The following is a 13927-nucleotide window of genomic DNA, read 5'->3' as shown; positions in this document are numbered from 1 at the left end:
CTCACCGCACGACGCGGAAGTGGCTGGTGAGCCGCCCCGAGTCGTCCAGGACGTGGAAGGCGAGCCCGGGCGGCGCCTCCCGGTCGGCGATCTGTTCGCCCTCCCAGGGCAGCCGCAGCGTCCACGTCACCCCGGGCCCGACGACCAGGGGCCGCCCCGCGAACGAGGTGGCGGCGGGGGTGTGGGCGTGGCCGGTGACCAGCCCGGCGATCTCGGGCCGGCGGGCCAGCAGGTCCGCCAGCCGGCCGGGGTGCCGCAGCGCGTAGGAGTCGGGCAGCGGGTGGTGCAGCGCCACCGGCGGGTGGTGGAAGGCGAGCAGGGCCGGAAGGCCGCCGTCGAGTGCGTCGAGGGTCGTCTCGATCCAGTCATGGGTCTCCTCGTCCAGCTCCCCGTCGTCGCTGCCGGGGATGCTGGAGTCGCACATGAGCACCGCGCCGTCGTCGAAGACCTGCACGCTGTTGACCGGCCCCTCGCCCCCGGGCCGGTCCAGCAGCGCCTTGCGGTAGGGCGTACGGCTGTCGTGGTTGCCCGGGCAGGTCAGCACCGGGAACGGGGCGTCGCCGGTGCGCAGCCCCAGGATGCGGGCGGCCTCCTCGTACTCCGGCTCGGTGCCGTGGTCCGCGATGTCCCCGGTCACCAGCAGCGCGTCCACGTGGCCCGGCAGCTCCCACAGCCGGTCGCGCACCCGCTCGGCGCGCTCCGTCGCCCGCGCGCTCCCGTCCAGATGCAGATCACTGATGTGTGCGAGTACCAGCACCGCCGTACGCCCCCTCGGCCGACTGTCTAATGGAAGAGTCGCATCTAAGCATTAGACATATCGCTTGGGCAATCCGCTGCCGTCAGGCAGGTTGCCGGGGTGAATGCCCGCAGACGGCTCGCGCCGCCCCCTCCGGCCGGGCAGGATGCTGCCCGTAGCCCCTTCGCCCGTCCTGGGAGGCCCGGATGACCGGAAGCACGGCCGCGCCCTTCACCGCCGACGACTACCGGGCCCGCATGGAGCGCGCTGCGCGTACGGCCGCCGACGCCGGTCTCGCGGGCCTGCTGGTGGCTCCCGGCCCGGACCTGGTGTGGCTCACCGGCTACACACCCCCGGCGGTCACCGAGCGGCTCACCCTGCTGGTCCTCGCCGCCGGGCAGGACCCCGTCCTCGTCGTCCCCGCCCTGGAGGCCCCGGACGCGCACCGCGCCGCCGGCGCGGCCGCCCTGACCCTGCGCGACTGGACCGACGGCAAGGACCCCTACGCCGCCACCGCCGACCTCCTCGACGCCTCGGGCCGGTTCGGCATCAGCGACAACGCCTGGGCCCTGCACCTGCTGGCCCTCCAGCAGGCCATGCCCGGCAGCTCCCACGCCTCGCTCACCGAGGCCCTGCCGATGCTGCGCGCCGTCAAGGACGCGGCCGAGCTGGACCTCATGGCCGCCGCCGGAGCCGCCGCCGACGCCACGTTCGAGGAGATCCGTAACGTCCCCTTCGCCGGGCGACCGGAGTCCGAGGTGGCCGCGGACCTCGACCGGCTGCTGCGCCGGCACGGCCACGAGCAGGTCGACTTCACCATCGTCGCCTCGGGCCCGAACGGCGCCAACCCGCACCACGAGGCGGGCGACCGGGTCATCGCCCGCGGCGACATGGTCGTCCTCGACTTCGGCGGACTGCGGGACGGCTACGGCTCCGACACCTCCCGCACGGTCCACGTCGGCGAGCCCACCGACGAGGAGCGGCGCGTGCACGACATCGTGCGCGAGGCCCAGGAGGCCGGCTTCCGCGCGGTGCGGCCCGGCGCCGCCTGCCAGGACGTCGACCGGGCCGCCCGCGAGGTCATCGCCGCCGCCGGCTACGGCGAGTACTTCATCCACCGCACCGGACACGGCATCGGCGTCACCACCCACGAGCCGCCGTACATGATCGAGGGCGAGGAGCGGCCCCTCGTGCCCGGCATGTGCTTCTCCGTGGAACCCGGCATCTACCTGCCCGGCCGGTTCGGCGTCCGCATCGAGGACATCGTCACCGTCACCGAGGACGGCGGACGGCGCCTGAACACCACCGCGCGCGAGCTGGTCATAGTGGAGTGAGGTTCCGATGTCCCCAGCTCGCCTCCCGAACGGCAACGGCGCGACCATGACCCAGGCACCCACACCCACCGCGGACACCGTCCGCCGGCTGGTCCTGTCCCTCCTCAAGGACGCCAAGGAAGGCAAGAACGGCAAGGACTCCAAGGGCGCCGAGGGCACCCGGGAGGGCCGCGGCGGCAAGGAGCCCCGGACGGGCCGGAGCGGCTCCGGCCCCGACGTCCGGCCCGCCACCCCGGGCGCCGAACCCGTCACCTGGTGGGTCGGCACCCGCCACGTGCTGCGCCTCGCCCCCGACCGCGAGGCCACCCTGCGCCAGCGCCGCGAACTGCGCCTGCGCGACCTCGTCCGCCCGCACGTCCCGGCGGCGGTGCCCGCCAGCGTCGCGCACGGCGAGTGGGCCCCCGGGCTGAGCTACACGCTGGACACCAAGGTGCCCGGCGGCTCGGGGGAGGAGCACGACGTGTCCGCCGTCGGCGAGGCCGACCTCGCCGCGCTCCTCACGGGTCTGCGCGAGGTGCCGGTCCGGCAGGCCGAGACGCTCGGCGTGCCGCGCGCCGCGCCGCGCTCCCTGGAGGCACTGCGCCGGGCCGCCGTACGCGCCGCCGAACACCTCGCCGCAGCCGACGAGTTCGACGCCACACGCCTGAACCAGCTCACCCCGCAAGCCGCGTCCCAGCTCGCCGCCCAGCCCGCCTCGGCGGTCCTCACCCACCACACCCTCACGGGCGGGCATCTCGTGGTCAGCGCCGACGGCCGGGTGCGCGGCGTGCTCGGCTGGGCGGGCGCGGTCGTCGGCGACCCGGCCGAGGACATCGCGGGCCTCGCGCTCGCCGTCGGCTCACCCGCCGCCGTACGCGCCGCCACCCTCGCCGGCTACGGCGCCCGCCCCTGCCTGCGCGGCCTGTGGCTCGCCCGTTGCGACACCGTCGTCCACCTCGCCGAGGACCTCACCGGCAAGGACGCCACCCTGCTGCGGACCCGGCTGCGCCGCGCGTGGGAGCCGATCCTGCTGGAACGGGTGACGGACCTGGGGGACGCGGACGACGCCCTGTAGCGGACCGGGCGGCGCCCTCGCGTGCGGCTGTCCTCCCGCCCATGAAGCGCACCGCAGCGGCCGTGTCCCTGCCGGCCGCCGCCGCCCTCACGTGCCTGGCCGGCTGCACCGGCGCCGCCTCGCCCTCGACGCCGGCGCGACGACGTCCCCGGCCCGGCAGCAGACCCCGGAACAGCGCCTCACCGGGCGCACCGGCAGGGGCCGACCTCGGCCCCTGCCGGTGCGCCCGCACGGTGAAGCCGAGGGAGCAGCCCTGCACGGCGTCGGCGAGGAGAGTGTCCATCGCCGTCACGCCCGACGGCTGCACGCCCTGCGTCCGGTCCGCACCACCGCCGTACGTCACGGCGACGTCATCGCCGTCTGCACCGCGGTGGGCGGCGCCCGCATCGCGAGCCCCACGGTCCTCACGCCCGTGATCGAGGCGCAGGACGCGAAACTGGGCTGACGCCCCGAGCCGCTCAGCCCTGGGCGAGCACCACGGCCGACTCCCCGGGCAGCCGCACCGCCCCGTCCGCCCCGGGCTCGTCCACCGGCTCCCACGCGGCCAGCACGCGCGCGTGGGGCACGCCGAGCGGCAGCACGGCCGGCTCGGCGGCCAGGTTCACCGCCACCAGGACGTCCCCGCGCCGGAAGGCGATCCAGCGGCGCTCCTCGTCGAAGGCCACCTTGGTGTCGGCGAGGTCGGGGTCGGTCAGGTCCGGCTGCTCGTGGCGCAGGGCGAGCAGCTGCCGGTACCAGGCCAGCACGCGCGCGTGGGGCTCGCGTTCCGGCTCGGACCAGTCGAGGCAGGAGCGGTCCCGGGTCGCCGGGTCCTGCGGGTCGGGCACGTCCTCCTCCTTCCAGCCGTGCGCGGCGAACTCCCGCCGCCTGCCCCGCCGTACGGCGTCAGCGAGCTCCGGGTCGGTGTGGTCGGTGAAGAACTGCCAGGGCGTGCCCGCCGCCCACTCCTCGCCCATGAAGAGCATCGGTGTGAAGGGCGCCGTCAGGATCAGCGTGGCCGCGCACGCCAGCAGACCGGGGGAGAGAAGGGCCGAAAGCCGGTCCCCCTGGGCGCGGTTGCCGACCTGGTCGTGGGTCTGGCCGTAGCCGAGCAGCCGGTGCCCGGCCACCCGCGCGCGGTCCAGCGGGCGCCCGTGGTGGCGCTCCCGGAAGCTGGAGTACGACCCGTCGTGGAAGTAGCCGCCCGTCAGGGTCTTGGCGAGCCCGCCGAGCCGAGCGCGCGCGAAGTCGGCGTAGTAGCCCTGCGACTCGCCGGTCAGCGTGGTGTGCAGGGCGTGGTGGAAGTCGTCGTTCCACTGCGCGTGCAGCCCGAGGCCGCCCTCCGCGCGGGAGGTGATGAGCCGCGGATCGTTCAGGTCCGACTCGGCGACCAGGAACAGCGGCCGGTCCGTCTCGGCGGCCAGGGCGTCCACGGCCTGAGACAGCTCCTCCAGGAAGTGGTAGGCGCGCGTGTCCACCAGCGCGTGCACCGCGTCCAGGCGCAGCCCGTCGATCCGGTAGTCGCGCAGCCAGGCCAGCGCGCTGCCGATCAGGAACGCGCGCACCTCGTCCGAGCCCGGCGCGTCCAGATTGACCGCGGCGCCCCAGGGCGTGTGGTGGGTGTCCGTGAGGTACGGGCCGAAGACGGGCAGGTAGTTGCCGGACGGCCCGAAGTGGTTGTGCACCACGTCGAGCACCACGCCCAGGCCGAGTTCGTGCGCCCGGTCGACGAAGCGTTTCAGCGCCTCGGGGCCGCCGTACGGCTCGTGCACCGCCCACAGCGAGACACCCTCGTAACCCCAGCCGTGCGTGCCCGGGAAGGGGCACAGGGGCATCAGCTGCACATGCGTGACGCCGAGTTCGGCGAGATGGCCGAGCCGCTCGGCGGCCGCGTCCAGGGTGCCCTCGGGCGTGTACGTCCCCACGTGCAGCTCGTACAGCACCGCTCCGGCCAGCGGTCGCCCCCGCCACCGCGCGCGCCACGCGTACCGCTCGTGGTCGACGACCGCGCTCAGCCCGTCCGGGCCGTCCGGCTGCCGCCGCGAGCGCGGATCGGGCAGCACGGTCCCGTCGTCCACCGCGAAGCCGTAGCGGGATCCCTCGCGCGCTTCGGCCTCGCCCCGCCACCATCCCGCCCGTTCCGGATCACGCTCCAACGCGTGTGTGACGTCGTCGCACCGGAGCGTCACACGGCCGGCCTGTGGTGCCCACACCTCGAACTGCACGGACGGTTCCCCTTCGTCTGCTCACCGTGATGTAGCCCGTCCATGGTGCGTCAAAAGAGATCAATCCGCTGGTGCATCCACCCATTTGCGGCGGGTCTACCCGGGTACGCGCGCGGGGCGGCCGATTTCCCGTTTTCTGGACAGCCCGGCCGCGCTGCCCGACAATCACCAGCGTGACGTCGTCCTTCGAGTTCAACACGTTCCCCGCGCGGCTCTCCGACGCGGAGCGGGACCGGGTGCTGAAGGTGCTGCGGGACGGCGTCGCCGTGGGCCGCCTCTCCCACGACACGTTCGTCCGCCGCATGGAGCTGGCGCTCGCCGCCCGCGGCCCGGACGAACTCGCCGCGCTCACCGCCGACCTGCGCACGGAGAGCCGCCTCTCGCGCCTGGTGTTCGGCACCGTCGAGGCCGTCTCCGGATTCTCCGTACGGCTGCGCAGGGCCTGGCAGGCCGAGCGACTGCCCAAGCTGCAACTGCCCCATCCGTCGCACGGCCATCCGCTGCGCATAGGCCGCGATCCCGCCAGCGGACTGCGCCTCAACCACGAGACGGTCTCCCGCGTGCACGCCGAACTCCGTCACCAGGGTGGCATGTGGGTCCTGCGCGACCTCGGCTCCACCAACGGCACGACGGTGAACGGCAGGCGCGTCGTCGGCGCCGCCGTCGTCCGGGAGGGCGACCAGGTGGGCTTCGGCCGGATGACGTTCCGGCTGTCGGACGGCTGACCGGAAACGGAGCCACGCCTCACCTCTGGCCTGGGGCTTACCGAATGTCGGTCCCGGGGGATTGGCCGAAATCGCATTGCGGTTCACGGTGTTGACGTACCCCTGAAGTCGTGACTGACTGTGCGTACGCCATCTACACCTGGTGAACCGACGGCACCGCATGGGGGAGGTGTGCCCTGCCGCCCCTGCTGCGCTACCCGACCGTCGACGAACTGGGCGCCCGGGCCGCCGCCCTCGTCGCCCGCCACCCCCGCGACGCCCGGCTGCGCCGGGTCGGCACCTCGCGCGCGGGCACCCCCCTGTGGCTGCTCTCCGTCGGCCACGGCAGCCGCCAGGCCCTGGTCGTCGCCGGCCCCCACGCCAACGAACCGGTGGGCGGCGCCACCGTGCTCCGCCTGGCCGAGCGGGCCCTGGCCGACCCGCGGCTCACCGAGGGCGCGGACGCCACCTGGAACCTGCTGCTGTGCCTCGACCCGGACGGCTCGCGCCGCAACGAGGGCTGGCTGCCCGGCCCCTACACGCTCGGCCGGTACGTCCGCCACTTCTTCCGTCCCGGCTTCCTGGAGCAGCCCGAGTGGCTGCCCGACGGCGCGGCCGGCGCCGCCCTGCCGGAGACCCGCGCCCTGCTCGACCTCCAGGACGAACTGCGCCCGTTCCTCCAGTGCTCCCTGCACGGCGTCGACATCGGCGGCGGCTTCGTGGAACTCACCCACGACCTGCCCGGCCTCGACCGGCGCCTGGCCCACATCGCCGCCCGGCTCGGCATCCCCCGCGAACTCGGCGCGTACGACGCCCTGTACTGGCCCGGCCTCGGACCCGCCGTCTACCGGATCCCGCCGCCGCGCCGGGCCGATCTGGTCGCGGCCATGACGGAGGCCGCCGTCGAGTCCACGTGGTACCACCCCTACCGGCACGGCACCGTCACCGCGGTCGTCGAGGCACCCATGTGGGGCGTGACGGCCGTGGCGGACGGCTCCCCGCCCGCGGACCGGGACGCCGTGCTCCGGGCCGTCAGCCGCACCCTGCGCCACGACACGGACCTCCTGCGGCACCTGCTGGCCCGGATCCGGCCGCACCTCGCCACCGTGCCCGACGCGGCCCGCCTGCTCGCCCCGGTCGACGACTACCTCCTGGTCTGCCCCGGCCTCGCCGACGCCTGGGACCCCGACACCGGCGACAGCCCGGGCCACCCCCTCCCGGCCCTGAGCACCGCCCACCTGGTCGCCCTGCGCATCTCCGGGCGCCGGCTCGCGCTGCGTACGGCGGGACTGCTGCACCAGCTCGTCCGGGCCGCCGGCCGCGACCCGGGCGGGGTACTGCCGGACCTGGACCGCCTGATCGACGAGTGGTGCGCCGAGTACCGCGACGGCTGCGGAGCGCGCTGGATCCCGGTGGCCCGCCAGGCGGAGTACCAGGCCCGGGTGGTGCTCGCCGCGTTCGAGCTGGCGGGGCGGCACACGCGCGCGTGCTCCGGTTCGGGTTCGGCTCCGGGCGGGCCGGTGCCGCTGCAACGGGACTGAGGCACGGGGCCGACGCACGCGGAGGACCCGCAGGGCTGAGACACGCGGCCGACCCACAGGGCTGATACGCAGGACTCAGACGCGGAGCCGGCTACGACGCCCTCTCGCGCGCGTGCAGCGCCGCCGCGACGACCGTGCGGGACTGGTGCTCCACCTGGTGTTCCAAGGGCACCCAGCGGGCGCGGAACCGTTCCGCGAAGGCGTCGCTCCAGGTCGAGACGAGCTTCTCGAGCTGTTTCGCCGCAGCGTCGTCGGTCCCGCGCAGCACCCGCAGCAGCATGGCCGCCGCCCGCAGCGGCACACGGCGCGCGAACGCGTCCACGCTGCCGACGTACGCCCGGGTGCGGTCGGCGGGCGGCGTGTGGAGCAGGTCCGAGGCCAGGCCCGGCACCAGCTCCAGCCCCCACCGGGCGGCCCGCAGCAACGGCCCGTCCAGGTCCGCCAGCCGGGGCAGCACGCCGTCGAGCACGCGCGACACCTCCAGCGCGTCCCGTTGCAGCCGGCGCGCCAGCAGGCCGATCGCCGCCGCCGGAGCCGGATGCGGAGCCGGGTCGTCGACCAGGTCGCTCGCCCACATCGGCACCTCGACGACCGCGGTCAGCCCGCCGTACCGGTGGGCGTGGTACCAGGTGCTGTGCCGCGCGTCGTCCGGCAGGCTCGGGTACGCCGGCCCGATCCCCGGTGCCGGCATCACATGGACGCCCGGCCCGGAGGCGGGCCAGCCCGCGGCGTCCGACGCCCCGGTCTCCACCGGGATGTGCAGCTCGGCCGCGGACTTGGCGAACGGCTCGGCGAGCCCCGGCACGTCCCTCGTCAGCTGCACCCAACTGCCGCCCAGATCCGTGCCGTGCAGGGTGACCTGCAGATACGGGCGCAGTTCGTCGATGACGCCCGTCAGGGCCCGGGTCTCGGGCGGCAGCCGGTCCGGCGGCAGCACGGACGGCGCCCACTCGGGCTGCTCCGGGCCCGCCGGCCGGAAGAAGCCGAGGTGGTAGTCGAAGAGGCTGCGCGGTGCCGGCGTGACGTGCAGGCTCGCCCCGTCGGGGTCCGCGCACAGCAGGAAGTGCCAGGAGATGCCGTCACGCAACTCCCGCTGCTCCAGGACCCGCCGGGCGACCGCGAGCAGGGTGCAGGAGCCGGTCGGCTCGTTGGCGTGGGCGCCGGCGACCACCAGTACCGCACGGCGGGCCCGGCCCACGGACAGCAGGTGCAAAGGCCTGCCCGCGCGTGAGGCACCCACCTGCCGCAGGGTGCACACACCGGGGCGCTGAGCGGTCAACGCCCGGGCAGCAGAAACCTGTTCGGTCACCGTCGGGTAGCGCAGCTCCGGCAGGACACTCACCCCCGTCACATCCGCCCGAGTTCGCCATCGCAGTACCCCACGGCCATGGTGCGGTGTCAAGGGCGCGACCGGGTCGTCCCCGGGGGGCGCCCGGAAGCACGGCCCCGCCGCCTACTGCTGGTGCAGCCCCCGCCCCGCCAGAGTGAGGAACACCTCGCCGACCGCCTCGGACAGGGTCGGGTGCGGGTGGATGTGCCGGGCCACGTCGGACGGCTCCGCGTCCCAGCCGACGACCAGCTGGTTCTCGGCGATCATCTCCGACACGTGCGGACCCACCAGGTGCACGCCGAGCACCCGCCCGCCGGCCTCGGTGACGACCTTCACCATTCCGCCCTGCCCGTGCACCATGCCCTTCGCCACCGCCGTCAGCGGCATGGAGTTCGCCTCCACCTCGTACCCCCGCGCGCGTGCCTCGGCCTCGCTCAGCCCGACGGCCGCCGTCTGCGGCGACGAGTACGTGACCCGGGGTACGGCCGCATAGTCCACGGGCGCGGACGGCAGGCCCGCCAGCGTCTCGGCCACCAGCAGTCCTTCCGCGAACGACGCGTGGGCCAGACCGGGCGACGGCGGCGGCAGCAGGTCACCCACCACGTGAATGCCGGGCACAGCCGTCTCCAGCCGGTCCCAGTCGGCCGGTGCGACGAACCCACGCGCGTCCGTGGCGAGCCCCGCGGCGGCCAGGTCCAGGCCGTCGGTGACCGGGGCCCGCCCGATTGCCACCAGCAGCCTTTCGGTCTCCACCGTGACGGTCTCGCCCCGGGCGCCGCGCACGCGGGCCCGCATCCCGTTGGTGAGGACCTCGGCGTCCAGCAGGCGGGCGCCGGCCCGGACGTCGATGCCACGCTTCTTCAGGCCCCGGGCGAGATGCCGGCCCACCTCCGCGTCCTCCAGCGGCACAATCCTGTCGGCGGCCTCGACCAGGGTGACCTCGGCGCCCAGGGAGCGGTGGAACGAGGCGTACTCCACGCCGATCGCGCCGCCCCCGAGCACCAGCACCGACGCCGGGAGCCCGGGGGCGAAGAGGGCGTCGTCGCTCGTCACGACGCGCCGTCCGTCCGGCTCGAGCCCCGGGAGCGTGCGCGGCCGTGAGCCGGTGGCCAGAACCAGCCCGCGGCGCGCGGAGAGTTCGTGCACGCCGGGTTCGCCGTGATGGCCCGTGCGTCCGCCCAGGTCCGTCACCCGCACCGAGCGCGGCCCCGTGAGCCGCGCGTGCCCCGCGAGCACCCGCACCCCAGCACGCGCCAGATGCGCCTGAACCCCCCGGTGGTTGCGGGCCACGATGTCGTCGCGGGTGGCCACCAGGGCGGACCAGTCGACGGCGTCCAGGGTCGCCTTCACACCCCAGCGTTCGCGGGCCTCGGCGATGCCGTCGACGAGTTCGGCCGCGTGCAGCATCGCCTTGCTGGGGATGCAGCCGCGGTGCAGGCACGTCCCGCCGACCTTGTCCCGCTCGACGAGCACGACCTCGAGGCCGAGGGCCGCGGCGCGCAGGGCGGTGCTGTAGCCGCCCGTGCCGCCGCCGATGACGATGACGTCCGGTGAGTCCATGGCCCCAGCTTCCGCCCGGCCCTTGCTATGCGTCCAAGGCAATGTTCTTGTGGAATCGATGCAGGACGCTTATGGGGGAGGGGCCGTGAGCCTGCGGCAGATGGAGTACTTCCTGACCGTCGTCGAGGAGGCGTCCTTCACGCGCGCGGCGGAGCTCCTGCACGTCTCGCAGCCCGCGCTCTCCCACCAGATCAAGGCCCTGGAACGGTCCGTCGGCGGGGACCTCCTGGAGCGCCTGCCGCGGGGGGTGCGCCTGACGCCGATGGGGCGCGCCTTCCGGTCGCACGCGGAGCTCGCCGTGCGCAGTGCCGCGCAGGCCCGCCGCGCCGCCCGCGCCGCAGCCGGGGCCGAGGGCGGCGAACTCCACATCGCCGCTGTCCACTCCGTCGCGGTCGGCGTCCTCCCGGACGTCTTCGCGCGCTGGCGCGCCGCCCACCCGCGTGTGCTGCTGCACCTCCACGAGTACGCCACCTCCGAGGCATTGGAGGAGCAGGTCGAGCGGGGCACCGCCGACCTGGCCGTCGGCCCGGCGCCCGATGGCTGGCCGGGGACCGTCGTGCCGGTCGGCGAGGAGGACATCGTCCTCGTGGTTCCCTTCGACGACCGCTTTGCGGGCCGGGTGACCGTGACGCTGCCGGAGCTGGCCGACCGCCCATGGGTGCGCTGCGCCATGGAGCCTGTCGTCCACGGCGAGCGCTTTCTCGACTGGGCGTGCGGCCGCGCGGGCTTCACCCCGCGCACCGCCGTGTTCACCGAGCACACCTCGACGGCGGTACGGATGGCCGCGGCCGGTGTCGGCGTCTGCGCGGCGCCCGCCCACCTCGTCCGCGACGCGGTCGGCGGGGGCTGCGTCGTCCTCACCCCCGACCCGGCCTGGAGGCGCACCCTGACGGTCTTCTCGCGCCTGCCGCCGACCGGCGCCGCGGAGCGGTTCGTTGACCTGCTGCGGACGGCCTGGCCGCGCCCGCGAGCTCCTCTGCCGGCCTACGAGGATTGCCCCGAGGAGGGTTCCGCGGTCGCCTGACCTCAGTCGCCCACCCTCTCCAGCAACGCCACCGGCCGCCCCCCGAACAGCTCCGCCACGCGCGCGTGGCTCGTGAACTCCCGTCCCGGTTCCAGCGCGTCGGCCCAGCGGCCCGGTGGCAGCGGCAGGCGCGTGTCCCCCCAGCCGCCCGCCTCCGCGAGCCGCAGGGACAGGCGGGTCACCGCCGTCAGCACCTCGCCGGAGCGGACGAACGCCAGGCAGTGCTGAGCCGCCGGTCCCTCGGCCGGCAGCGCCTGGTACGTCGCCGTGTCGCCGAAGGCGCCGGGCCGCCGGGCCCGCAGCCCCAGCGCCGCCTTCGTCACCGCCGCCTTCTCCCCGGAGGTGCCGTCGGACTCCGCGGGCGGGAAGTCCACCGCCCGCCGGTTGTCCGGGTCGACCAGCGCCCGGTACTCGGCCTCCGTGCCCTGGTAGACGTCCGGGACGCCCGGCATCGTCAGCTGCACCAGGGCCGTGCCCAGCACATTGGCCCGGATGTGGGGCGCCAGCGACTCCCGGAACGCGGCGACCCGCTCACCCGGCGCCCCGCACGGCCCGGCCGCCACGAACCGCTCCACCGCCTCCTCGTACGGCGGCTCCTGCTCGGTCCAGCTGGTGTACAGGCCCGCCTCACGCACGTGCTTCAGCAGCGCCCCCTGCGCCCGCTCCCGCACGCCGGAGGCCGGGCCCAGGCCGAACACCGTCTGCCAGGCCGCCCACGCCAGCTGCGCGTCCGGCACTCCCTCCCCGGTGCGGGTCACCTCCGCGAGCACGTCCGCCCAGCGGTCCGGGCACTCGGTGAGCACGTGCAGCGCCGCCCGGACGTCCGCACTGCGCTTGGTGTCGTGCGTGGTGGCCACCGTGCCGGTCACCGGCCAGTCGCGCTGCACGCGCGCGCAGTACGCGTGGAACTCCTCCGGCGACAACGCGGGAGCCCCCGGATTCCCGCCCACCTCGGTCGCCGACAGCAGCGGCACGTACCGGTAGAACGCCGTGTCCTCCACGGACTTGGCCCGCAGCGCCGACGAGGTCTGCGCGAACCGCGTCCGGAACTCCAGCTGCGCCGGCCCGTCGCCGTACCGCCCCAGCACCAGGTCCCGTACGACGTCCACCGCCCCGGCCTCCTCGGGCACGGCGAAGGCCTGCCGGGCCTCGGCGGCGGCCTCCTCGGTGACCACGGACGCCGCGTCGGCGGACTCGTAGGGCCGGTAGACCTCCATCCGTACGAGGAGCTCCTGGAGCGCCGTGCGCAGCGCCCAGGGGGCGCGGTCGCGCAGGGCGGGTTCCGGGGAGGAGGCGCACAGCCGGCTCGCCACCCGGGTCAGCCGGTCGGTCTCGGTGGCCAGCTCGTGCGTGAGGACCTTGTACGCCGCACGCCGCACCGTCGCCTCCCACTGCCCGCCCCGGTCCGTCTGCGGGGCCGCGAAGCGCCGGTACTGCCCCAGCAGCTCCCCGAACCCGGCGGGGTCCGTGAAGACCCCGTCCACGTGCCGCAGGGCGTCGTACCCGGTGGTTCCCGCCACGGGCCAGGACGCCGGCAGGTGCTCACCGTCGGCCAGGATCTTCTCCACGACCGTCCAGCGGCCCCCGGTCGCCTCGTGCAGCCTGGCGAGGTAGCCGTCGGGATCCGCGAGCCCGTCGGGGTGGTCGATGCGCAGCCCGTCGATCACGCCCTCGTGCAGCAGCTTGAGGATCTTGGCGTGGGTGGCCTCGAAGACCTCCGGGTCCTCCACCCGCACCCCGATGAGCTCCGAGATGCTGAAGAACCGCCGGTAGTTGAGCTCGGTCCGGGCCAGCCGCCACCACACCGGGCGGTACCACTGCGCGTCCAGCAGATGCGGCAGCGGCAGGTCCTCGGTGCCCTCGCGCAGCGGCAGGACGTGGTCGTAGTAGCGCAGCACGTCACCGTCGACGCGCAGCTCGTCGAGCACCTCGCCCAGCGGCCCGCCGAGGACCGGCAGCAGCACCTGGCCGTCCTGCGCCTCCCAGTCGATGTCGAACCACCGGGCGTACGGCGACTTCGGTCCCTCGCGCAGCACCTCCCACAGGGCGCGGTTGTGGCGCGGGGCCATGGCCATGTGGTTCGGGACGATGTCCACCACCAGGCCGAGCCCGTGCTCGCGCGCGGTGCGCGCCAGCGCCCGCAGCCCCTCCTCGCCGCCCAGTTCCTCGCGCACGCGCGCGTGGTCGACGACGTCGTAGCCGTGAGTCGAGCCCGGCACGGCCTCCAGGACGGGGGACAGATGCAGGTGCGAGACGCCGAGCGAGGCCAGGTACGGCACGACGGCCGCGGCTGCTCCGAACGGGAACTCGGGCTGCAGCTGCAGCCGGTACGTGGCCGTGGGCACCACCGGGTCAAGTCGCTCAGGTGTCATGGAACGTACGTACCCGCCCCGCCGCCGTTCGTGTCATCCCCCGCGCCAGCTGCGTCGCGCGTCGCCCG

Annotated in this window: 11 protein-coding genes; 6 read left to right on the top strand and 5 right to left on the bottom strand. The window is 74.9% G+C overall.

Going from position 1 to position 13927, the window contains the following annotated elements:
* Window position 1 precedes the first annotated feature (1 nt).
* A complete protein-coding gene (locus tag IE153_RS18100) occupies window positions 2–757 on the bottom strand; it encodes a metallophosphoesterase (protein WP_189590716.1) in 756 nt (251 codons plus the stop codon).
* A gap of 185 nt (window positions 758–942) precedes the next feature.
* Between IE153_RS18100 and IE153_RS18095 the strand changes: the two genes are divergently transcribed.
* The 3 genes from IE153_RS18095 (at window position 943) to IE153_RS18085 (ending at window position 3569) form a co-directional block, all read left to right on the top strand.
* The gene (locus IE153_RS18095) at window positions 943–2070 is read left to right on the top strand and encodes an aminopeptidase P family protein (RefSeq protein ID WP_189590715.1); all 1128 of its coding nucleotides are present in this window, start codon (window positions 943–945) and stop codon (window positions 2068–2070) included.
* 46 nt (window positions 2071–2116) lie between these two features.
* A complete protein-coding gene (locus IE153_RS18090; RefSeq protein WP_189590837.1) occupies window positions 2117–3124 on the top strand; it encodes an aminoglycoside phosphotransferase family protein in 1008 nt (335 codons plus the stop codon).
* A 91-nt stretch (window positions 3125–3215) separates the two neighbouring features.
* Window positions 3216–3569 carry a hypothetical protein gene (locus IE153_RS18085; protein WP_189590714.1) on the top strand — a complete coding sequence of 118 codons (354 nt, stop codon included), beginning with the start codon at window positions 3216–3218 and terminating at the stop codon, window positions 3567–3569.
* Between the two features lie 13 nt (window positions 3570–3582).
* Here IE153_RS18085 and treZ read toward each other — a convergent pair whose 3' ends face one another.
* Complete coding sequence (gene treZ, locus IE153_RS18080) at window positions 3583–5328, bottom strand: malto-oligosyltrehalose trehalohydrolase (RefSeq protein WP_189590713.1); 1746 nt, start codon at window positions 5326–5328, stop codon at window positions 3583–3585.
* Between the two features lie 173 nt (window positions 5329–5501).
* Here treZ and IE153_RS18075 point away from each other — a divergent pair, with 173 nt between their 5' ends.
* Together IE153_RS18075 and IE153_RS18070 are read left to right on the top strand one after the other, a co-directional pair.
* The gene (locus tag IE153_RS18075; RefSeq protein WP_189590712.1) at window positions 5502–6053 is read left to right on the top strand and encodes an FHA domain-containing protein; all 552 of its coding nucleotides are present in this window, start codon (window positions 5502–5504) and stop codon (window positions 6051–6053) included.
* A gap of 176 nt (window positions 6054–6229) precedes the next feature.
* Window positions 6230–7573 carry a M14 family zinc carboxypeptidase gene (locus IE153_RS18070; protein WP_189590836.1) on the top strand — a complete coding sequence of 448 codons (1344 nt, stop codon included), beginning with the start codon at window positions 6230–6232 and terminating at the stop codon, window positions 7571–7573.
* 91 nt (window positions 7574–7664) lie between these two features.
* Here IE153_RS18070 and IE153_RS18065 read toward each other — a convergent pair whose 3' ends face one another.
* Window positions 7665–8915, bottom strand: coding sequence for a M14 family zinc carboxypeptidase (locus IE153_RS18065; RefSeq protein WP_189590711.1), 1251 nt, complete (start codon window positions 8913–8915; stop codon window positions 7665–7667).
* Window positions 8916–9026: 111 nt separating this feature from the next.
* On the bottom strand, window positions 9027–10463 hold the full coding sequence (lpdA, locus tag IE153_RS18060; protein ID WP_189590710.1) for a dihydrolipoyl dehydrogenase: 1437 nt from the start codon (window positions 10461–10463) through the stop codon (window positions 9027–9029).
* 85 nt (window positions 10464–10548) lie between these two features.
* Here lpdA and IE153_RS18055 point away from each other — a divergent pair, with 85 nt between their 5' ends.
* Window positions 10549–11487, top strand: coding sequence for a LysR family transcriptional regulator (locus IE153_RS18055; RefSeq protein WP_189590709.1), 939 nt, complete (start codon window positions 10549–10551; stop codon window positions 11485–11487).
* A 2-nt stretch (window positions 11488–11489) separates the two neighbouring features.
* Here IE153_RS18055 and treY read toward each other — a convergent pair whose 3' ends face one another.
* Window positions 11490–13859 (bottom strand): malto-oligosyltrehalose synthase, encoded by a 2370-nt coding sequence (gene treY, locus IE153_RS18050; RefSeq protein ID WP_189590708.1) that lies wholly within the window; start codon window positions 13857–13859, stop codon window positions 11490–11492.
* Window positions 13860–13927 lie beyond the last annotated feature (68 nt).

This window comes from Streptomyces massasporeus (genome assembly GCF_014648995.1).
In the GTDB taxonomy this organism is placed as follows: Bacteria; Actinomycetota; Actinomycetes; order Streptomycetales; family Streptomycetaceae; genus Streptomyces; species Streptomyces massasporeus.
This window is presented reverse-complemented; position numbering and strand designations above follow the sequence as displayed.